At 63.4% G+C, this 19,408-nt stretch carries 19 protein-coding genes; 6 read left to right on the top strand and 13 right to left on the bottom strand.

Translation table 11 applies throughout. The annotated features are described in order from the left end of the window. Window positions 1–2: 2 nt before the first annotated feature. The 4 genes from hutU to ACREXZ_RS26260 all read right to left on the bottom strand — a co-directional run bounded on the left by hutU (window position 3) and on the right by ACREXZ_RS26260 (window position 5,430). On the bottom strand, window positions 3–1,691 hold the full coding sequence (gene hutU / locus ACREXZ_RS26275) for a urocanate hydratase (RefSeq protein ID WP_431767054.1): 1,689 nt from the start codon (window positions 1,689–1,691) through the stop codon (window positions 3–5). 68 nt (window positions 1,692–1,759) lie between these two features. Then, a complete protein-coding gene (gene hutC, locus ACREXZ_RS26270) occupies window positions 1,760–2,455 on the bottom strand; it encodes a histidine utilization repressor (RefSeq protein ID WP_431767053.1) in 696 nt (231 codons plus the stop codon). A 33-nt stretch (window positions 2,456–2,488) separates the two neighbouring features. After that, the gene (gene hutH, locus ACREXZ_RS26265; protein WP_431767052.1) at window positions 2,489–4,015 is read right to left on the bottom strand and encodes a histidine ammonia-lyase; all 1,527 of its coding nucleotides are present in this window, start codon (window positions 4,013–4,015) and stop codon (window positions 2,489–2,491) included. Window positions 4,016–4,503: 488 nt separating this feature from the next. After that, window positions 4,504–5,430 carry a LysR family transcriptional regulator gene (locus ACREXZ_RS26260; protein WP_431767051.1) on the bottom strand — a complete coding sequence of 309 codons (927 nt, stop codon included), beginning with the start codon at window positions 5,428–5,430 and terminating at the stop codon, window positions 4,504–4,506. Between the two features lie 293 nt (window positions 5,431–5,723). On the opposite strand from ACREXZ_RS26260, the gene ACREXZ_RS26255 reads away from it, so the two are divergent. Continuing rightward, window positions 5,724–6,473 (top strand): maleate cis-trans isomerase family protein, encoded by a 750-nt coding sequence (locus tag ACREXZ_RS26255; RefSeq protein ID WP_431767050.1) that lies wholly within the window; start codon window positions 5,724–5,726, stop codon window positions 6,471–6,473. Window positions 6,474–6,615: 142 nt separating this feature from the next. Here ACREXZ_RS26255 and ACREXZ_RS26250 read toward each other — a convergent pair whose 3' ends face one another. Genes ACREXZ_RS26250 through ACREXZ_RS26220 form a run of 7 tightly spaced genes read right to left on the bottom strand, consistent with a single transcriptional unit; the run spans window position 6,616 to window position 11,597 of the window. Continuing rightward, window positions 6,616–7,284: a DUF1989 domain-containing protein gene (locus tag ACREXZ_RS26250; RefSeq protein ID WP_431767049.1), complete on the bottom strand. Its 669-nt coding sequence runs from the start codon at window positions 7,282–7,284 to the stop codon at window positions 6,616–6,618. Next, entirely contained in the window at window positions 7,281–8,084 is an 804-nt protein-coding gene (locus ACREXZ_RS26245; RefSeq protein WP_431767048.1) for an amino acid ABC transporter ATP-binding protein, read from the bottom strand. The genes ACREXZ_RS26250 and ACREXZ_RS26245 overlap by 4 nt, the downstream gene beginning before the upstream one ends. A 5-nt stretch (window positions 8,085–8,089) precedes the next feature. Continuing rightward, window positions 8,090–8,764 (bottom strand): amino acid ABC transporter permease, encoded by a 675-nt coding sequence (locus ACREXZ_RS26240; protein WP_431767047.1) that lies wholly within the window; start codon window positions 8,762–8,764, stop codon window positions 8,090–8,092. Further along, entirely contained in the window at window positions 8,761–9,444 is a 684-nt protein-coding gene (locus ACREXZ_RS26235; protein ID WP_431767046.1) for an amino acid ABC transporter permease, read from the bottom strand. The genes ACREXZ_RS26240 and ACREXZ_RS26235 overlap by 4 nt, the downstream gene beginning before the upstream one ends. Window positions 9,445–9,463: 19 nt before the next feature. Further along, window positions 9,464–10,099, bottom strand: a complete 636-nt coding sequence (locus ACREXZ_RS26230; RefSeq protein ID WP_431767045.1) for an urea carboxylase-associated family protein — start codon at window positions 10,097–10,099, stop codon at window positions 9,464–9,466. 12 nt (window positions 10,100–10,111) lie between these two features. Next, entirely contained in the window at window positions 10,112–10,729 is a 618-nt protein-coding gene (locus tag ACREXZ_RS26225; protein ID WP_431767044.1) for a DUF1989 domain-containing protein, read from the bottom strand. A gap of 19 nt (window positions 10,730–10,748) precedes the next feature. Next, entirely contained in the window at window positions 10,749–11,597 is an 849-nt protein-coding gene (locus tag ACREXZ_RS26220; RefSeq protein ID WP_431767043.1) for a transporter substrate-binding domain-containing protein, read from the bottom strand. A 280-nt stretch (window positions 11,598–11,877) separates the two neighbouring features. Between ACREXZ_RS26220 and ACREXZ_RS26215 the strand changes: the two genes are divergently transcribed. The 3 genes from ACREXZ_RS26215 to ACREXZ_RS26205 all read left to right on the top strand — a co-directional run bounded on the left by ACREXZ_RS26215 (window position 11,878) and on the right by ACREXZ_RS26205 (window position 14,336). Next, window positions 11,878–12,762: a MurR/RpiR family transcriptional regulator gene (locus ACREXZ_RS26215; protein WP_431767042.1), complete on the top strand. Its 885-nt coding sequence runs from the start codon at window positions 11,878–11,880 to the stop codon at window positions 12,760–12,762. A 388-nt stretch (window positions 12,763–13,150) separates the two neighbouring features. After that, the gene (locus tag ACREXZ_RS26210; protein ID WP_431767041.1) at window positions 13,151–14,056 is read left to right on the top strand and encodes an NAD-dependent epimerase/dehydratase family protein; all 906 of its coding nucleotides are present in this window, start codon (window positions 13,151–13,153) and stop codon (window positions 14,054–14,056) included. Window positions 14,057–14,153: 97 nt separating this feature from the next. Then, on the top strand, window positions 14,154–14,336 hold the full coding sequence (locus ACREXZ_RS26205; protein ID WP_431767040.1) for a hypothetical protein: 183 nt from the start codon (window positions 14,154–14,156) through the stop codon (window positions 14,334–14,336). An 18-nt stretch (window positions 14,337–14,354) separates the two neighbouring features. On the opposite strand, the gene ACREXZ_RS26200 is transcribed toward ACREXZ_RS26205, so the two are convergent. Both ACREXZ_RS26200 and ACREXZ_RS26195 read right to left on the bottom strand, forming a co-directional pair. Continuing rightward, a complete protein-coding gene (locus ACREXZ_RS26200; protein ID WP_431767039.1) occupies window positions 14,355–15,158 on the bottom strand; it encodes a hypothetical protein in 804 nt (267 codons plus the stop codon). A gap of 93 nt (window positions 15,159–15,251) precedes the next feature. Further along, complete coding sequence (locus ACREXZ_RS26195) at window positions 15,252–16,670, bottom strand: NCS2 family permease (protein WP_431767038.1); 1,419 nt, start codon at window positions 16,668–16,670, stop codon at window positions 15,252–15,254. Between the two features lie 433 nt (window positions 16,671–17,103). On the opposite strand from ACREXZ_RS26195, the gene ACREXZ_RS26190 reads away from it, so the two are divergent. Continuing rightward, complete coding sequence (locus tag ACREXZ_RS26190; RefSeq protein ID WP_431767037.1) at window positions 17,104–18,141, top strand: PRC-barrel domain containing protein; 1,038 nt, start codon at window positions 17,104–17,106, stop codon at window positions 18,139–18,141. Beyond that, the gene (locus ACREXZ_RS26185; protein WP_431767036.1) at window positions 18,138–19,403 is read left to right on the top strand and encodes an MFS transporter; all 1,266 of its coding nucleotides are present in this window, start codon (window positions 18,138–18,140) and stop codon (window positions 19,401–19,403) included. Before ACREXZ_RS26190 ends, ACREXZ_RS26185 begins: the two co-directional genes overlap by 4 nt. The last annotated feature ends 5 nt before the right edge of the window (window positions 19,404–19,408 follow it).

Below are 19,408 nucleotides of genomic sequence, written 5' to 3'. Positions count from 1 at the left end.
GTTCAACGACCGAGCATCGGCAGCTTCAGCCCCACATCCCGCGCCGTCTCCTGCGCGAGTTCGTAGCCGGCATCCGCGTGACGCATCACGCCCGTCGCTGGATCGTTGAACAGCACACGTTCGATCCGGCGCGAGGCCGCATCGGTGCCATCGCAGACGATCACGACGCCCGAGTGCTGCGAGAAGCCCATGCCGACACCGCCACCATGATGCAGCGACACCCACGTAGCGCCGCCTGCGGTGTTCAGCAGCGCGTTGAGCAGCGGCCAGTCGCTGACCGCATCCGAGCCGTCCTTCATCGATTCGGTTTCGCGATTCGGGCTTGCGACCGAACCGGTGTCGAGGTGATCGCGACCGATCACGATCGGCGCCTTCAGCTCGCCGTTCTTCACCATCTCGTTGAACGCAAGGCCCAGGCGATAACGGTCCTTCACGCCGACCCAGCAGATCCGCGCAGGCAGACCCTGGAACGCGATCCGTTCACGCGCCATGTCGAGCCAGTTGTGCAGATGCGGATCGTCGGGGATCAGCTCCTTCACCTTGGCATCGGTCTTGTAGATGTCCTCCGGATCGCCCGACAGCGCGACCCAGCGGAACGGCCCCTTGCCTTCGCAGAACAGCGGCCGGATGTACGCGGGCACGAAGCCCGGGAAATCGAATGCGTTCTCGACACCCATTTCGAGCGCCATCTGACGGATGTTATTGCCGTAGTCGAGCGTCGCGGCGCCGCGTTCCTGCAGCGTCAGCATCGCCTGTACCTGCTTCGCCATCGACTGCTTCGCCGGCGTCACGATGCTGTCCGGCGCGGTCTTCTGACGCTCGCGCCAGTCTTCGACGCTCCAGCCCTGCGGCAGGTAGCCGTGAATCGGATCGTGCGCGCTCGTCTGGTCGGTCACGCAGTCGGGCGTGATGCCGCGTGCGACGCATTCGGCGAACACGTCGACCGCATTGCCGACCAGCCCGATCGATACCGGCTTGCCGTCACGCTTCGCTTCTTCGAGCATGGCGAGCGCTTCGTCGAGCGTCTTTGCTTTCTTGTCGACGTAACGCGTCTTCAGACGGAAGTCGATGCGCGTCTCGTCGCATTCCACCGCGATCATCGAGAAGCCCGCCATCGTCGCCGCGAGCGGCTGCGCGCCGCCCATCCCGCCCAAGCCGCCGGTCAGAATCCAGCGTCCCGTCGGATCGCCGTTGAAGTGCTGGTTCGCCACCGAGAAGAACGTCTCGTACGTGCCCTGCACGATCCCCTGGCTGCCGATGTAGATCCAGCTGCCCGCGGTCATCTGGCCGTACATCATCAGGCCCTTGCGATCGAGTTCGTGGAAATGCTCCCACGTCGCCCAGTGCGGCACGAGGTTCGAGTTCGCGAGCAGCACACGCGGCGCGTCGGCATGCGTGCGGAACACGCCGACCGGCTTGCCCGACTGGATCAGCAGCGTCTCGTCGTCGTTCAGGTCTTTCAACGACGCCAGGATCTGGTCAAAGCAGTCCCAGTTGCGCGCGGCGCGGCCGATGCCGCCGTACACGACGAGCGCATGCGGATGCTCGGCGACCTCGGCGTCCAGATTGTTCTGGATCATCCGGTAAGCGGCTTCGGTGAGCCAGCTCTTGCAGGTCTTCTCGGTGCCTCGCGGTGCACGGATCGTGCGGGTCGGATCGAGACGCGGGTCGATGTGTTTCGGATTGTTCATGATGGCTGGCTCTCAGTGTCCCGTTTGTGGACTCGGAATGGAATACGGATTCGGAAACGTTGGGGGCGTTAGAAATGTCCGGTGAAGCGGTAGCGGCTGCCCGGATGCCACAGGTTCGCGATCGACGCGACCACGCTCTGCGACCACGTGCGCCGATGCAGCACGAGACACGGTTCGAGCGGGTCCATCGTCAGCAGCGTGCGCGTGCCGTCGTCGGGCGCAGCCGCCTCGATCCGGTACTCGACGCGCTGCAGCGGCGCGACGCGCACGAGGTACTGGTTCGGTGTCGTGTTCGTGAAGTCCTGCAGCGCGTACTCGGGCGCGACCGCCGGGTTCACCCAGCGCTCTTCGAGCTGCACCGGCTCGTCGTTCTCGAGATGCAGCACGCGCGAATGGAAAATCGGACTCCCCGCGCTGACCTGCATTTCACCGGCGAGCGTTTCGTCGGCGATCGCCGCCCCGATGTGCAGCACCTTTGCCTGATAGCGATGACCGCGCGCGACGATCTCGTCGGAGATGCTGCGGATCGCGACCAGCGTCGATTCGTACTTCGGCCGCGCAACGTACGTGCCCGCGCCCTGCACCCGCGTGAGCACCTGCTCGGACGTGAGTTCGCGCAGCGCGCGGTTCACCGTCATCCGCGCGACCTTGAACTCGCGCGCAAGCTCGTTCTCGGATGGAACCTGGTCGCCCTCGCCCCACTCGCCCGCATGAATGCGGGACAGGATGAAGTCCTTGATGCCCTGGTAAGCCGGTGAGTTCATGTGCGTCGTCGCTCGGGTGCGGGCTGGCGTTTTTTACTTCGCTTCGGACGCAAACGCGAACGGGCTGTGCGCGGCGATCGAGCCGTCCTGCACACGCCGCGCGATCGCCGCGATGTCCGGTGCGAAGTAGTGATCGAGTTCGTAGTGCGCGACGTCGCCGCGCACCAGATCCATCACGCCCTGCAGCCGCGGACTCGTGCGATGCGGTGCGCGCAGGCCGACGCCCTGCGCGGCGGCGAGCAGTTCGATCGCGAGAATGTTGGCGACGTTGTCCGCGATGTCGGCGAGCTTGCGCGCGGCGAACGTCGCCATCGACACGTGGTCCTCCTGGTTCGCGGAGGTGGGCAGCGAATCGACCGAAGCCGGATGCGCAAGCGTCTTGTTCTCCGATGCAAGCGCGGCCGCCGTCACGTGCGCGATCATGAAGCCGGAATTCACGCCGCCATCCTTGACGAGGAACGGCGGCAGGCCCGACAGCGTCGTGTCGATCAGGAGCGCGATGCGGCGTTCGGCGAGTGCGCCGATTTCGGCCACGGCGAGCGCGAGATTGTCGGCTGCGAACGCGACCGGCTCCGCGTGGAAGTTGCCACCCGACAGCACCTCACCGGTGTCCGGGAAAATCAGCGGGTTGTCCGATACGGCGTTCGCTTCGATCAGCAGCACGTCGGCCGAGTGACGCATCTGGTCGAGACACGCGCCCATCACCTGCGGCTGGCAGCGCAGCGAGTACGGGTCCTGCACCTTGTCGCAGTCCGCGTGCGACACGTTGATGCCCGAGCCTTCGAGCAGCGCGCGATACGCGGACGCCGCGTCGATCTGCCCTTGATGGCCGCGCAGCGCATGAATGCGCGCGTCGAACGGCTTGACCGAACCGGCCGCCGCATCGACCGACAGTGCGCCCGCGACGAGGCCGGTGCGATACAGGTCTTCGATTGCGAACATGTTGTACAGCGCGAGTGCGGTGGATGCCTGCGTGCCGTTCAGGAGGGCGAGCCCTTCCTTCGCCTGCAGCGTCAGCGGCTCGAGGCCGACGAGACGCAACCCCTCCGCGGCCGGCGCGCGCTCGCCCTTGACGAACACCTCGCCGACGCCAAGCAGTGCCGCCGACATATGCGCGAGCGGCGCGAGATCGCCCGATGCGCCGACCGAACCCTTGACCGGAATCACCGGCAGCACGTCGGCATTGAACAGCGCAATGAGTGCGTTCATCACTTCACGGCGGATGCCGGAGTGGCCGCGGCCAAGGCTCGACAGCTTCAGCGCGATCAGCAGACGCACGACCGGCGCCGACATCGGCGCACCGACTCCAACCGCGTGCGACAGCACCAGATTGCGCTGCAAAAGTTCGAGCTGATCGTGCGGAATATGCGTGCTGGCGAGCCGGCCGAAACCGGTGTTGATCCCGTACGCGGGCTCGCCTTTCGCGGCGATGTCCGAGACCGCTTTCGCGCACGCGTCGATCGCGGCGAAGCTGGCCGGATCGAGCTGGAGCGTAACCGGTTCGCGAGCGATCCGGCGGAGTTGGGGCAGAGTCAGTTGACCGGGCGTGAGCTTCATCATGGATTCGATCCTGTCTATACAAATTTTCAGAAAGTCTAGCGTCGCCAGCTTGTATATACAAGTCCTTTCTGTGCTTTCGGTATAAGGGTTTTTACCAGATTTCGCGGGGCTCGCCGCATTGTGCGGTGCGAGTCGGCTACGTGGCTTAGCTGCCTTAACTTGTATATACACGTCCAAAAATCGGCCGGGCAAGTGGACAAAAAACCGCGCAGCCGTGTTGCCGCGGAGGGCCGAAACAGCTGGACTGGCAGATTCAGAAAACGCCAGACTGCCGCGCCGATGTTCTGACGGTGGAAATCACGGGAAATGAGGTCGGTTGGGATGACGCTAGCGAGCCTCGTCCATCGTGTCCCGCGGGGTCGGGCGGGATAGGCTCGAGAGTCAGGTGCCGACTTGCTGTGGACCGACCACGGCTCATCATTCGAATGACAGTTTCCGGAGGTGCAACTGCCATTGACGCGAGGACCGCCGTTCCCTCGCAATAACGCTCATGACACGTTGCCTCGGTGTTTGTCGAGGTGGTCGACCAGCATGCGCGCCGGAAGCGGCAGCGCGTCAAAATTCCGGGCGACGATCAATAGCGGCCGCAGCGACCACGGCTCGTCAAGCTCAATGACGCAAAACGGCGCCGACTGCATATAAGGCGTGACGCTGCCCTTGGGCAATACACCGATCCCCAGGCCGGCGCTGACCATGTTGCGCACCCCCTCGAAGCTTGTCACCTCTATGCGTACACGCAGCCGCCTGCCGGCACGCTCTGCGGCGGCACGACACAATTTCGAAATGGATGTGCCGTACGGCATGCTGACGACGTCGTCCTCCAGAGCTTCTGCGAAGTTCATGCTTGCGCGCCGGGCGAGCCGATGGTCCGGCGGCACAATGACGACGAGCTTATCTACGCAGTACGGACGCCACTGCAGATCGCCGAGGGCGTCCTCGGTGGCTGAGCAGATGCCCAGATCTGCGACGCCACCTGCGATTGCCTGCACCACGTCATCGCTCGGCTTCTCGAGCATATCGATCCGCACTTTTGGGTTTTCGCGTAGAAACGAGCGCAGTACGTCTGGTAAATACTGGACCATTGCGGTGAAGTTGACATAGATTCGCGCATGCCCTCTTATGCCGTCGGAGTATTCAGATAGCTCATCCGAAATCTGCTGCAAATGCTCGCCTAGCCGTTTTGCGTGGTGATAGAGTGCCTCGCCTGCCGGCGTAGGTTGTACACCACGGCTGTGGCGATATAACAGTGGTGTGCCGGCATCGTCTTCGAGGTCCGACACACGCTTGCTGACGGCCGATGCCACGATGTGCGTGCGAGCTGCAGCCGCGGCAATGCTTCCCCCCTCGATTACAGCCACGAAAATACGCAGAGACTCCATATCCAGGCGTATCGGGCGGTCTGCTGAAACACGCATCCTCGTTCCTTCGGGTCGGATTTCTGACCGATTGCGGCCATCGCATTTGGCGATGCCTGTGCTGAACATTGAGAAGTTTTCAACAAGGCCGGAAACCGCCATCCTGCAGGCATAGCCTTCGACCTGCGCGGGACCATTGATCGAAGCACGGCACGATCTGTGCGCATCGCGATTCTATGCCCAGGAGACGACTTTGTCCTTGCAGACAGTCTGTGGGCATGGTGTGTCGCCAATCGATCGAAGGCTTGCTTTTAACTTTGGATACCTAACGTTGTATCTTTCTGGAGATTAAAATGTCTCAAAGTTTTCGTATTGGACAAATCGTTCCGAGTTCGAACACGACCATGGAAACCGAAATTCCCGCCATGCTACGTGCCCGCGAAGCCATCCGACCCGAGCGGTTCACTTTCCATTCGAGCCGGATGAGATTGCACCAGGTTACGAAAGAGGAATTGGCCGCAATGAACAAAGAAGGCTTGCGCTGCGCGGCGGAACTCGCCGACGCTCGTGTCGATGTCATGAGCACGGCGTGCCTGGTGGCGATCATGGCGATGGGGCCCGGCTATCATCGGGAAACTGAACGCGAACTGCTGGAGGCTGCGCGTGCCAATCATTGCCTTGCGCCGGTCATGACCTCGGCGGGAGCGTTGGTAGAAGGTCTGAAGATCCTGGGCGCTCGCCGGATTTCGCTTATGGCGCCGTACATGCGGCCCTTGACTGACCTTGTCGTCGCTTATATCGAGAACGAAGGAATTGAGGTAATCGATTCCATCTGCTTCGAGATTCCCGACAACCTTGAAGTCGGTCTGCGCGACCCAATGCTGCTGATCAACGACGTTCGGGGCCTCAACACCGAAGGCGCGGACGTGGTAGTGGCGTCCGCATGCGTCCAGATGCCTTCGTTGCCGGCGATTCAGCGCATCGAAGACATGCTGGGAATCCGCACCGTTTCGACTGCGGTATGCACGGTTCGCGGCATGCTGGATCGGCTCAAGCTCGAGCCGATCGTCCCGGGCGCGGGGGCATTGCTGTCCGGCGCGTGAAAGGCAACGCTGCGAATGCTCACGGAGCGACGAGTCGGACGTGGATTGATGCCCGTTCGTGTGAACGCGGGTGCGTCGGGATCGAGAGCGAGAGTCGCCATGCGTTTTTACGCGAAGTGATCGGGTTCGTAAGCTGGGACGCTCAGGCGTCCGGCACCCACGACTGCGTACCTTGAAGGTCCGACTCGAAGTCGTGGAGCACGGCGATTTCCACGGGTTTCGGCGTGTTGTCGCCTTGCCCCTGAATCTTGACGATGTCTTGCGGGCACGCGGAAAACGCGACGAAGCAATCCATTTCCGCGCGCAGCGTGATGTACTGGCCTGGCTTCGTTACGGTGGGCAACGTCTGCAGCGTGATGCCATCCGGCTGTACGCGAATATTCATGAAGATGTTGAACGACGCGAGGTTCTGGCGCGGCGGCGTGACGCCGAGTTCGAACATACCTTCGAACATGTTGTCGCAACAGTTGCGGTGATAGCCGCGCACGCCGAGCAGTTCATAGCGTTTGCGATCGCAGGCCGCCATGAATGTGTCGTGGACGCCGGGCGTCGTGTCTTCGACGACGGTCAGCACCGGATGACGCTGGTTGGTCACGAAGCTGTCGCCGACGATCGGGTTCAGCCGCTGGTTCCACACACGCGTGGTTTCCATGCACATGTATTCGTTCAGATCGTACGCATTCCAGGCCCAGCAATCCACCACCTGAGTGCCGTGCGTATTGACGACGCGTACGGCCTGGCCGGCTTTCAGTCGAACGGCTTTGCCGTGGCCGGCGGGAACAGTCGATGTGGGTTGATTCGTGTAGCTCATGAGCGGGAAGACTCCGGGTTAAAGCGATAGAGAAATTGCTGGAGACGCGGCGACGACGGCGCGTCGATCACCTGGGCAGGCGGCCCCTGTTCGACGATGCGTCCGCCGTCCATGAAGATCACGCGGTCGGCCACGTCGCGCGCAAAGCCGATTTCATGCGTGACGACGATCATCGTCGTGTCGTTCGCGGCGAGGCCGCGCATCACCGCGAGCACTTCGCCGACCAGTTCCGGGTCGAGCGCGCTGGTCGGCTCGTCAAAGAGGATCACTTCCGGCGCCATCGCCAGCGTGCGCGCGATGCCCACGCGTTGTTGCTGTCCGCCCGACAGATTCGCCGGCATCGATGTGTGCTTGCCGACCAGACCCACCTGACGCAGCGCTTCGACCGCGAGGTCGGCGGCCGCGAGCCGGTTCATCCGCTTGACCGACAGCAGACCTTCCATCACGTTTTCGAGCGCCGTCATATGCGGCCATAAATTGAAGCTCTGAAACACCATGCCGATCCGGCTGCGCTGTGCACGGATCTCGCGAGCGGGCCGCGGGCTGGTCGAGCCATTCGTGTTCTCGCGCAGACCGATCCGCTCGTCGCCGATCCAGATCGCCCCTTCGTCGGGCGGAGAGAGCCAGTTCAGGCAGCGCAGCAGCGTCGATTTGCCGGAGCCGGACGGGCCAAGTATGCAAACCGTTTCGCCGCGCGCAACCGTCAGATCGACGCCGTCGAGGATGCGATTCGCGTCGAACGACTTGACGATGCCACTCGCCTTCAATGCAACGGGGGTCGTATTGCCGGATGGATTCATGCTGCTCACCGGGGCAGGACGACCCGTTGGGAGCGGCCGAGACGGCGCTCCCAATGGTGGGTCGAAAGATGGATGATGGACGTCGCAGCCCAGTAGACCATCGCGACAACGAAATAGACTTCGAGCGGCGCGTACGTGTCGGACACGACGGCCTTCGCGGCGAACATGAACTCGTGAACCGAGATCACGGACAACAGCGCGGAATCCTTGATCAGACCGATCAGCAGCCCGGTCAGCGTGGGCAGCAGCAACGGCAGCGCTTGCGGCGCGACGATGCGGCGCGCAATTGCAACCGGCGACATGCCGATCGCGACACCCGCTTCGATGGTGCCTGCGGGCACGGCCGCGACGGCCGCCTGAATCACTTCGGCGACGTACGGGCCGTAGTAGATCGCAAGCGTCACCGTGCCGACCAGCGGCGCAGGCAACAGCACGCCGAAATCCGGCAATACGAAGAACGTCACGTAAAGCAGCACGAGCAAGGGCAAACCGAGCGTCAATGCCGTGTAGCCACGAATCAGCGCGGCGAGCCACGGGGCCCCGCGACGCTGACCGACGGTCAGCAACACGCCGAGCCCGCCGGACATCGCCGCCCCGGCCGCGCACAGCCAGATCGTGCCACCGAGTCCTTGCGCCAGTTCGGGCCAGTAGCCGGACAGAACACCGAGGTCGAACGTCATCGTGTGCCTGCGGTCGCGACACGTGCACCGCCCTGCACGCGCGGCGTACGCTGGACGCGTCGTGCGGCATAGATGACCGGGAGCGCGACCGCGAGATAGCCGACGCTGACGAGCAGCATCACCTGCGTCGACGTGTAGGTGCGCGCGATCACCATTTGTCCCGCGTAAGTGAGCTCGGTGACGGCCACGACCGACGCAAGCGGTGTGGTTTTCAGCAGGATCGTGAATTCGTTGATGAGCGCGGGCAGGCTCGCCTTCAACATCTGCGGCAGCGCGATCCGCAACGCGATACGCCATGGGGTCATGCCGAGCGCAATCGCCGCTTCATACTGACCGGCGGTGACGACGCGCAGATTGCCGCGCAGGATCTCCGCCGTATAAGCGCCGCTGTTCAGGCCGAGCGTCAGTGCGGCCGCCAGCATCGGACGGCCGCCCAGTCCGATCAGCGGCAACGCGAAAAACAGTACGAACAGTTGCACCAATGCCGGCGTGCCGCGCATGAAGCTGATGTAGAGCCGCGTAGCCCAGCGCAACGGCGCGATGCGCGTCAATTGCATCGCGAGCACGAGGTGGCCGAACGCGAGACTGCCGGTTGCGCCGAGCAGCGTCAGTTCCACGGTCAGCAACCAGCCGTCGATCAGCGTCGGCAGGCTGTGGATCACTTGCGGGTCGAAGCCCATCGTGGCAGTCCCCCGAAAATCAGAGTTCGTCGAGTTCTTCGGCAGTCGAGAGTTCGAGCGCGCCGGGCGTGTCGTTACCGGCGATTCCGGTACAGCACGCCGACACGATGAACAGCATGTCCGTGACCACGCGGCACGCGACAAAATCGCCGGCGCGCGTGGTATTGGACAGCGGTTCGATGCGGCCATCCTGATGCAACGCGACGTTCATGAACAGATTGATCGGGTCGGGCATTTTCGGCGGTTCGAGGCCAAGCGCGCCGATCACCGCACCAACCGACTCGACGCAGCCGGTCTGTCCCGCGTAGCCCTGTTCCGCCAGATACGCACTTGTCGACGCAGGCAGCAACAGATCGTGCTTGCCGCTCGAATCCTTGCCGAGCACCATCATCGCGCGTCGGCGGTTGCTGACGATCCGCATGCCCGCCTGCAACACGTACGAGTTGCTGAACACGCGGGTGTGATGGACCGACATGTAGACGTCGTCGTTGATCCGGCTAAAGCCGAACATCGATGCTACCGCGCCCGATTCCTTCGCTTCGATGCGCAGGATCTGGCCGGCCTTGACGTCGATGGCGCGGCTTTCGCCCGCCGGCACGGCGATGGTCTGCGGAGGCAACGGGGCACGCGAAGGCGGTTCTTTCAGAAGCAGCATGGTTGAGTCCGTTCAGGCGGCGACGGGCGTCGCGGGCAGGATGGAAATGTCGATGTCGGTGACCCTCAGGCCATTGCCGGGAATGATGTCCTGCGGACACGACGACACCGCGCACACCAGGTCTTCCAGTACGTCGAACGTGATGTAGTCGCCAGGTTTGCTGGTCGGATCGGTGACCTGCATCCGGCAATCCTGCGTGACCGGGCCATTCTGAAACAGGTTGAACGGCTCCGGCACATCGAAGGGCGACAGTCCGTACAGCGCGAGACCCGCGTGCATGTTGTCGAGACAGTTGCGATGCCCGATGACGTTGAAATCGACGGTGAAACGCGTGTCGTCGCAAGCGGGGACGTTGGCATCGTGAATGCCGACGGTATCCTCGACGACCCGCAATAGCGGACGTCCCAATGACGAGTACAGCGCGTCGCCGATGTTGAAAAATAGCGTGCGAAGCTGGCGTCGCGTATGAGTCGGCGACAGCTTTTCGGCATGATTCGACGCAACGACCGCGACGAAATCGGCAGCCTGCTGGCCTTCGACATCGATGATCGTCAATCGCTGGCCGGTCTTCACTTCGAAGGTGCGGCCGTGTCCCGCCTTGGCGGTAAGAGTCTGTACTGGATCTGTCATGTGATTCGGTCTGCTCGATTTACTGCGCAGGGATGAAGTCGGACGTCGGCGTATCGAAGCTCACACCGAGATTGGCCTTTTGCAGGCGCGCGAGTTCGCCGGACTTCTTCATCGCCATGATCTGTTCGCTGATCGCCTTGTTCAGACGCGTATCGTCCGGACGGGTCGCCCAGGCGATCCATTGCGACGGTCCGAGTTCGCCAGTCGATTTCAGCTTGCCGGGGTTCTGCTTGATGACGCCTGCGAGCACGGTCATATCGTCGAACACGAAATCGGCACGGCGCGTCATCAACGCAGCGACCGTCTGATCGACGCTATCCACGCTGATCAGCGTGATCGGCGCGAGACCTTTGGCTTTCAGGGTTTCGTTGAACTGTTTGAGGATCTGCTCGGGCGCGCTCGCGCTCTTGACCGCAGCGGTCAGTCCCGCGAGCGATTCGATAGTGGCTTTCTCAGGAATCTTTCTGAAGTCGGAACGCACGAGGGCGCCGTTCACGGTCTTGCTGGTCGGGACCACGTACGCGAGACGCTTCGCGCGTTCGGCGGTTACGTTGAGGGCAGAACCTTCGATATCGAACGAATGCGCGAGCAGGCCCGGAATGATCCCGCTGAACGCCATGCGCTGATATTCGATCTTCACGCCGAGATGTTTTGCGACTGCCGCCATGATGGCCGGATCGAACCCGACGATGTTGTTGTTGGCGTCGGTGTACTCGTACGGCGCGAAAGTCGGGTCGATAGCGACCGTCATCGTGCCACGACTCTTGATGTCGTCGAGCGTATCGGCATGGGCGGTGACCGCGTGAATCAACGCGGAGCACTGCAACAACGCGGCGAGGGCAATGCTGGAGAGGCGGCGCTTCGACATCAGGAGAACTCCCGTAGACAGGTGGACGATGCCCGACGCAATGCACGATCCATACCAGTGCGAACCGTGAAACACTTGTTTCGTGATTCCATTTATGAAAACATCGGTTTCTACCACCCCCACCGAGAAACACGGATTTCATATTGTCGTTGCCGAACCTATAATAAAGTCGACGCAAGAGGCTCTCAGCCTGCACCCGTCGCGTGCAGCGAACCGTCGATGCACGTTCCAGGTGCCGGCGTCGCACCATCACGGGCTGTCAATCTACCCACAAGTCGAAATGTCAAACGCGCAAACAAAAAAAGAGATGCGATCCCCGCCGTCGATCGAGAGTCGGATCGCGGAACGCTATGACGAACTGTCGGAAATCGATCAACGCCTCGCCGACGTGATTCTGAGCGCGCCTGGACAACTGGCGATGCAAACTGCCACTGAACTGGCGACGACCGCGCAGGTGTCGAAGGCGACCGCGACGCGTTTTTTTCAGAAGTTGGGGTACGCGTCTTATGACGATGCACGCGCGATTGCGCGTGCGGCGCAAATTGGCGGTTCGCCGCTGTATTTGCAGGATCGGGGCCGCAAGACCGCTGGCTCGAAACTCGACGACGTGATTCAGGCGCATCTGCAGCACGAAGTCGAAAACCTGGCGAACACATACCGTTCGCTGGATACGCACGTGCTAGGTAAGGTGGTCGATGCGATCGCACACGCGCGGCGAGTGGTGATCATCGGCTATCGGCATAGTCATACGGTCGGCATGATGATCAGGCGGGAACTGATTCAGGTACGTTCGGACGTGGTGTTGTTGCCCGCACCGGGCGACACCATCGGCGAATATCTTGGCGATCTGAACGCGAAAGATGTCGTGATCATCATTGGTTTGCGGCGCCGCGTTCCGGCGGTTGGTTTGACTGCCACCGCACTCGCCGAGGCGGGCGTTCCGGTTCTATACATGTCGGATGTGATCGCCGGGAAACCGGCGCGGCTCGCGCGCTGGGTGATCCGATGTCATACCGATGGTCTGATGCTGTTCGACAGCAAGGTTGGTATGACGGCGGTGGTCAACCTGATTTGCTCGCTAGTCGCGGAACGATTGCTTGAACGCGGTAATAGTCATTTACAGCGCGTCGAAGTCTTGCACGACAGTTTGCGCGAACTGGAATGAAGCGGACATTCAGCGAGAATACGCATTGGATGAGACATCAAGGCCAGACAGGACGTCGCTGCAGGCAAGCGACGTAATGCAGGCATTCGCGCCGGCCTTCCGCCTCGTCCATCGTTTCCGGTTCACCGCACGGGCCGCCGTCGACCAAAGTAGTTTGGCAAGTCATTGACTTTCAGAGAGCCGTCGTCTCTTCCATCCGGTTTCCCGACACTGCATCGATTCGTGCGCGCAGATCAAATGTGATTTGAGCCCAGGCCCCTTTTTGCGCGCCCCATCGCGACCGATACTGGCTGCACGGTTTCACGACACATTCACAGCAACCATCCGCAGTGGACGCTAACAGGGGTCGACGCCGGAGCAAACGCTAAAGCGCTAAAGGAGAAACATCTTGAACATTTTCATCACGGGCGCCAACGGTTTCATTGGCGGATCGATCGCGGCGGGACTCGTCCGCGCAGGCCACCATGTCACGGGACTCGTGCGCAAACCCGAGCAGGCCGATGCATTGCGCAGCCTCGGTATCGAACCGGTCGTCGGCACACTCGACGATCGCGCGCTGCTGATCTCGCATGCACAGGCCGCCGACGCCGTGATCAACGCGGCGAGCAGCGACCATCGTGGCGCGGTCGTTGCGCTGATCGAAGGACTGGCGGGCTCGGACAAACCGTTCCTGCACACGAGCGGCTCGAGCATCGTCGGCGATGCGTCGGGCGGCGAACGCGGCGCGGCCACTGTGTACCGCGAAGACGAGCTGCCGGAGCCGACCGCCGACAAGGCAGCGCGCGTCGCGATCGATCAACTGGTACTCGACTCCGCTCAACGCGGCATCCGCTCGGCGGTGTTGTGCAACACGCTGATCTACGGCCACGGTGCAGTGTCGGGCAGCGCGAGCGTGCAGCTGCCGCGACTGTTATCGCAGGCACGCAGGAGCGGCGTCGTGCGGCACGTCGGCAGCGGCGGCAACATCTGGTCGAACGTGCATATCGACGACGTCGTCGAGCTGTATCGACTCGCACTCGAAAAAACGCCGGCCGGCACGTTCTATTTCGTCGAGAACGGCGAAGCGTCGTTCAGCGAGATGACGACCGCGATCGCCGACGTGCTCGGACTCGGCAAGCCGCAGGACTGGCCGCTCGAAGAAGCGCAGAAGGAATGGGGCTACGAGATGGCGTCGTATGGTCTCGGGTCGAACAGCCGCGTACGCGGCGAGCGCGCGCGCAAGCTGCTCGGCTGGCAGCCGAAGCATGCGTCAGTGCTCGACTGGATTCGCGACGACATGCTGCGGGGAGCGTAAGCGATGTAAGCCCAGCCGTTGCGAATCCGTAAGCTCGTATCGATAGAATCGCCCGCATTTACAGGTGCGATTCGTTTCAACGAGCTTGGATTTCCCCATGTCGCTTGCGCTGAATTTCGAATGGCTGACCAACCTGCTCGCGATCCTCTTCGTCGTCGCGTGTCTGCATGATTTACGCTACGACGAATACGGCACACTGACGCTGTCGGCGGCCGCGCTCAGCCTCGTGGTGATGGGAATCGAGCTGTTTCTGCGGCCGGCGTTCGATATGTCGTTGTGAGGTTGCGGCGCTCTTCCGTCAGTGCTTCGCGTCCTCGGATCCGTCAGCCTTAGCCGCAGCAAAGCGGCTTTGCCCGGCAACGAGTTGATCGTCGGTGGTCGCCACCAGCCACAGACGCGCATGCTCCTGGAGGTAGCGGTTGTGGTCTTTCAACGGACCCATCGCGGCAGCCGCCTTCCAGACCACCGGGCCGACCTTGCTTTTCCTGCCTGACGGCGCACCCACCAGCAGACAGTAAGGCCCAAGCGGCATCGATACGAACGGCAGCGCCGGGCTCGTGCGCACGCGCCAGTCGATGAACGGCGTCTCGCTGATGAGCAACGGTGCAGGCAAACCGTAAAGCACGCTGAAATCGTACATCGCCAGCTGCTCGCGCACGCCTGCGTATAAACGCCGGATGTCCTCGACCACCGCCGCGCGGATTTCATCGTCGAACATGGCTTCCTGCGCATAGCGTTCCAACGCCGCTTTCGCGTCCCCCTGATAGGCGCTGAACAGGCCGAGATCGAGGCAGTCTTCCACGGCGCGCTGAACCTCCGCCACGGAGCCCGCCTCTTCCGGTTTTCCCAATTGCGCGGCTCTCAGGAAGCGCGCCAGCCCCGCCTCCTGGATCGCGGGGCCGTGCACCGATGCGTCGTCTTCAGCATCCTTGTCGAGCGGCACGTAGATATATTCTTCGGCCGCGAAGTGCGACTTCTTGCCTTCGTCGAACTTGATCTCGCCATCGGTGCAGTCGAGATAGCGGGTACCTACCCGACCATGCTCCCAAACCCAGTTCTTCAGGAACGGACGTAACGGATGCAACCTGTCATGACTAGCCATTGAACCCTCCAGGAGCCGTCAGTATAGATTCAAGTGGCTGCGAACTCCGTCAGGACAAGGCCGGCTAATCTAACCGGCGGATCGGCAGCGATATCAGATCGCCCACCCACCCAGATAAAACACCGCAAGCACCACAGCGATCGCCACCGTCCCGACATTCAGCTTGCGATATTCCCCGCTGACCACACGCCCAATCACCAGCGTGCAGAACCCAAGCATGATGCCGGTGACGATGTTCGCCGTCAGCACGATGAACACCGCGCAGACGAGTCCCGACATCGCGTCGACCATGTCGTCCATATCGAGCTTGCTGACGCTCGACAGCATCAGCAGACCGACGTACATCAGCGCCGGCGCCGTCGCATACGAAGGCACGAGTCCGGCGAGCGGCGAGAAGAACATCACGACGAGAAACAGCAACCCGACGACCGCCGCCGCGAGCCCCGTCTTCGCGCCCGCGGCGACACCAACCGTCGATTCGATATACGCAGCCGCCGGCGCGCCGCCGAGAAAGCCCGAGAAAATCGAACTCAGCGAATCGGCGGTCAATGCACGACCGCCGTTCACGATGCGCCCGTTCGCATCGAGCTGCCCCGCCTGCCCCGCGACCGCGCGGATCGTGCCGGTCGCGTCGAACACGGCGGTCATCACGAGGGCAAGCACGCTCGGCAGCACGGCGAGCGACAGCGCGCCCTTGATGTCCATCGCGCCGATCAGCGACGCATGACCCGGTGCGCTCAGCGACGGCAACGCAAAGATGCCGTGGTACGTCACCGCCGGATCGATCAGCAGCGCGAGCGCCGAGATCGCGACGATCACGATCAGGATCGAGCCCGGCACGCGACGTCGCACGAGTCCGAAGATCGCGGCGAGCCCCGCCACCGACATCAGCGCCGGCAGCGACGTCAGATGGCCGAGAGATACCGGCAGTCCCGGTCCCGGGTTCTTCGTCACGAGGCCGACGTCGTTCGCGGCGATCAGCAGCAGGAACAACCCGATGCCGATGCCCGTGCCGTGCGCGATGCCCGTCGGCAGATTGCGCAGGATCCACGAGCGCACACCCGTCACCGAGATCCCGGTGAACACGACGCCCATCAGGAACACCGCGCCGAGCGCGACGGTCGGGTGCAGCCCCTTGCCGAGCACGAGGCCGAATGCGGTGAATGCGGTGAGCGAAATCGCGCAGCCGATCGCGATCGGCAGGCGCGCCCAGATGCCCATCAACAACGACCCGAACGCGGTCGTCAGGCACACGGCGACGAAGACCGCACTCGTGTCGAAGCCGGCCTTGCCGAACATGCCGGGCACGACGAAGACCGAGTAGACCATCGCGAGAAACGTCGTGACGCCCGCGACGATTTCCTGGCGTTGCGAGCTGCCGCGCGCGGTGATGTCGAAATAACGATCGAGCAGGCCGTGGCCGTCGAACGGTTTTGCGCCGGCGCCGGCGCCGGTGTCGGCAAGCGCTTGCGCCTGGGCTTGTGCGTGGGATTGTGCGTGGGGTTCCATCATGGCGAGTGCCTCCTTTATCAGCATGCTGAAACGGCCCGTGGGGCCATCGTCAGGGTTCGTCTCTTTGCGGTTGGTATCGTGTCGTCCCGGCGCGCCATGCGCCGTTGTCTTTTTGCCGTCACGAAGAGTAGGCGAACGCGCTCATACGTCCCATCGCAGGGACGGCATGCCTGGCATGTCGGCGGGCTTATATCGCGGGAATGACGGGAGAAGGCGGGGACGTCGCGGGTGTTTACACCTAGGCTGCGCGCGTCGGGCGAAGGGTTACGCGATGCGCGAACCGCAGCCGCTGCGATCGCGTGCGGCACATGCAGGCGGCGCTACACGCATGCTTCAAGCGGGACCACCCGCGTGAGCAGGTTACACTTCCGCCTGTCGATCGATCAATACCGCGGCGCTGCGGTCGCGCCGCGCGGCCATGGAGCATCCCTTGATGAGTGGCGGTTTTTCACGTCCAACGTTGCGTCTTCCCGTTTCCGCCGCCCACGCGGCCCTTGCCGCCCTCCTCGTTCTCGTCGCGTTCGCGCTGTCGGGTTGCGGCCTGTTCCCCACGCAGCAGCAACCTGCGCTGATTACCGAAGCCGTCGTGAGTCCGGTCGAGCCCGCGAGCGAACCGGAGGCCGCATCCGAAGCCGAACCCGAGCAGCCGGAAACGACCGGCCACGACGTACCGAAGAAACCGAAGCACCCGGTCGTACGACCGCGCAAACCCGAACCGCCCGCGCCCGCGCCGCCCCCCGCACCGCCGCCGCCCACTCCTGCGCCGATCATCTCGACGCGGGCGATCGAGCGTAGCCAGGTCCGCGCGCTGCTCGACAGTGAAGTGCAGCGCGGCAGCAAGGTGATCGGCCGCGCGGTCGATCTGATCGCCGATGCGAACGGCAAGCCGCGCGAGATGGTTGTCAACCTGCAGGGTTTTCTTGGCGTCGGCGACCGCAAGGTGAGTTTCCCGTGGAGCGTGTTCCGCTTCACGCCCGGCGCGAAAAGCGCGCCGATCACGCTCGATCTGCCGCCCGGCAAACTGCCGCCCGCCGACCGGCCGAAGCCCGCCGCGGCGATGGCCGCGCCGCTCACGGGCGCGACGCCGATGCCGGTGCCGCCGGGTCAGTTGCCCCTGCTCGACACGACGCTCGAACGACCGAACGGCGCGAAGGTGGGCCGCGTGGTCGATGTGCTGATCGACGGCAGCGCGCAGCCGCAGGCCGTCGTGCTCGACGTGAGCGGCATGGTGAGTCCGGACCGGCGCACGATCGCCGCGAACTGGTCGGCGCTGCGCTTCGTGTCGAAGGACAAGGAAGTGCACGCGCTGCTCGATCTCGACGAAGCGCAGATCAAGGCATCGCCGGTGTATGCATCCGACAAGCCGATCCAGGCGGTCTCGCCAGTAACGGCCGCGCCCGTCGCTCCTGCGCCACTACCCGCGGCGAGACCCGCCGCACCCGCCGCCTCGCCGGCGAGAGCTACGCGATGACCGGCCGCCTCATGGTCAACGCACGCAGCCTTCGCGCCCTCGACTGGCTCAATTTTTTCGTCGCCAACGTGCAGACGGGCTTCGGTCCGTTCATTGCGTCGTACCTCGCCTCGCACAAGTGGACCCAGGGCGAGATCGGTATGGTGCTGTCGGTCGGAACGATCAGCGCGATGGTGAGCCAGGTGCCGGGCGGCGCCATGGTCGATGCGCTGAAGAACAAGAAAGGTGCGGCCGCGTGGGCGATCGTCGCGATCATCCTGAGTGCCGTGCTGCTCGCGACGAGTCCGACCGTGCTGCCGGTGATCGCCGCGGAAGTCTTCCATGGCTTCGCGAGCTGCATGCTCGTGCCGGCGATGGCGGCGATCTCGTTCGCGCTGGTCGGCCGCCAGGATCTCGGCGACCGGCTTGGCCGCAACGCGCGCTGGGCATCGATCGGCAGCGCGGTCGCGGCCGGACTGATGGGTCTGTTCGGCGAGTACTTCTCGGCACGCGCGGTGTTCTGGCTCACGGCCGCGCTCGCGCTGCCCGCACTCGTCGCGCTCGCGATGATCCAGAGCGAGTACACGTCGACGCGCGCGAAGCCGAAGGTCCAGTCACACGTCGCCGCCCTCGGCGAACGCGAAACGCTGCGCGAGCTGCTGCGCGACCGGCGCATGCTGATCTTCGCTGCGTGCATCGTGCTGTTCCATCTGTCGAACGCGGCAATGCTCAACCTCGCGGCTGGCGAAGTCACCGCCGGCATGGGCGACAACGTGCAGCTCGTGATCGCCGCGTGCATCATCGTGCCGCAGGCGATCGTCGCGATGCTGTCGCCATGGGTCGGACGCACCGCGCAGCGTTGGGGCCGCCGGCCGGTCCTGCTGCTCGGCTTCTCCGCGCTGCCCATACGCGCGCTGCTGTTCGCGGGCGTGAGCAGTCCGTTCCTGCTGGTGCCGGTGCAGATGCTCGACGGTATAAGCGCGGCAGTGTTCGGTGTGATGCTGCCGCTGATCGCCGCGGACGTCGCGGGCGGCAAGGGACGCTACAACCTGTGCATCGGCTTGTTCGGCCTTGCAGCAGGTATCGGTGCCACGCTCAGCACGACGGCCGCGGGCTTCGTCGCCGATCACTTCGGCAACGCGATCAGCTTCTTCGGCCTCGCCGCGGCGGGCGCGCTCTCGGTGCTGCTGGTGTGGGTCGCGATGCCCGAGACACGCGACGCGGCCAGCGCGGAGGAAAAGGCATCGCCGGCGCCAACGCCCGGGTCGGCGAATCAGGCATAGCCAGA

Origin of the sequence: Paraburkholderia sp. (genome assembly GCF_050742655.1) — a bacterium.
Lineage (GTDB): Bacteria > Pseudomonadota > Gammaproteobacteria > Burkholderiales > Burkholderiaceae > Paraburkholderia.
Note: the sequence above shows the minus strand (reverse complement) of the source record. Positions and strands in the feature narration are given on the sequence as shown.

Excerpts from the sequence above, each read along its gene's own strand:
- hutU (WP_431767054.1), bottom strand. The coding sequence starts at position 1,691 with ATGAACAATCCGAAACACATCGACCCGCGTCTCGATCCGACCCGCACG.
- hutC (WP_431767053.1), bottom strand. The coding sequence starts at position 2,455 with ATGAACTCACCGGCTTACCAGGGCATCAAGGACTTCATCCTGTCCCGC.
- hutH (WP_431767052.1), bottom strand. The coding sequence starts at position 4,015 with ATGATGAAGCTCACGCCCGGTCAACTGACTCTGCCCCAACTCCGCCGG.
- ACREXZ_RS26260 (WP_431767051.1), bottom strand. The coding sequence starts at position 5,430 with ATGCGTGTTTCAGCAGACCGCCCGATACGCCTGGATATGGAGTCTCTG.
- ACREXZ_RS26255 (WP_431767050.1), top strand. The coding sequence starts at position 5,724 with ATGTCTCAAAGTTTTCGTATTGGACAAATCGTTCCGAGTTCGAACACG.
- ACREXZ_RS26250 (WP_431767049.1), bottom strand. The coding sequence starts at position 7,284 with ATGAGCTACACGAATCAACCCACATCGACTGTTCCCGCCGGCCACGGC.
- ACREXZ_RS26245 (WP_431767048.1), bottom strand. The coding sequence starts at position 8,084 with ATGAATCCATCCGGCAATACGACCCCCGTTGCATTGAAGGCGAGTGGC.
- ACREXZ_RS26240 (WP_431767047.1), bottom strand. The coding sequence starts at position 8,764 with ATGACGTTCGACCTCGGTGTTCTGTCCGGCTACTGGCCCGAACTGGCG.
- ACREXZ_RS26235 (WP_431767046.1), bottom strand. The coding sequence starts at position 9,444 with ATGGGCTTCGACCCGCAAGTGATCCACAGCCTGCCGACGCTGATCGAC.
- ACREXZ_RS26230 (WP_431767045.1), bottom strand. The coding sequence starts at position 10,099 with ATGCTGCTTCTGAAAGAACCGCCTTCGCGTGCCCCGTTGCCTCCGCAG.
- ACREXZ_RS26225 (WP_431767044.1), bottom strand. The coding sequence starts at position 10,729 with ATGACAGATCCAGTACAGACTCTTACCGCCAAGGCGGGACACGGCCGC.
- ACREXZ_RS26220 (WP_431767043.1), bottom strand. The coding sequence starts at position 11,597 with ATGTCGAAGCGCCGCCTCTCCAGCATTGCCCTCGCCGCGTTGTTGCAG.
- ACREXZ_RS26215 (WP_431767042.1), top strand. The coding sequence starts at position 11,878 with ATGTCAAACGCGCAAACAAAAAAAGAGATGCGATCCCCGCCGTCGATC.
- ACREXZ_RS26205 (WP_431767040.1), top strand. The coding sequence starts at position 14,154 with ATGTCGCTTGCGCTGAATTTCGAATGGCTGACCAACCTGCTCGCGATC.
- ACREXZ_RS26200 (WP_431767039.1), bottom strand. The coding sequence starts at position 15,158 with ATGGCTAGTCATGACAGGTTGCATCCGTTACGTCCGTTCCTGAAGAAC.
- ACREXZ_RS26195 (WP_431767038.1), bottom strand. The coding sequence starts at position 16,670 with ATGATGGAACCCCACGCACAATCCCACGCACAAGCCCAGGCGCAAGCG.
- ACREXZ_RS26190 (WP_431767037.1), top strand. The coding sequence starts at position 17,104 with ATGAGTGGCGGTTTTTCACGTCCAACGTTGCGTCTTCCCGTTTCCGCC.
- ACREXZ_RS26185 (WP_431767036.1), top strand. The coding sequence starts at position 18,138 with ATGACCGGCCGCCTCATGGTCAACGCACGCAGCCTTCGCGCCCTCGAC.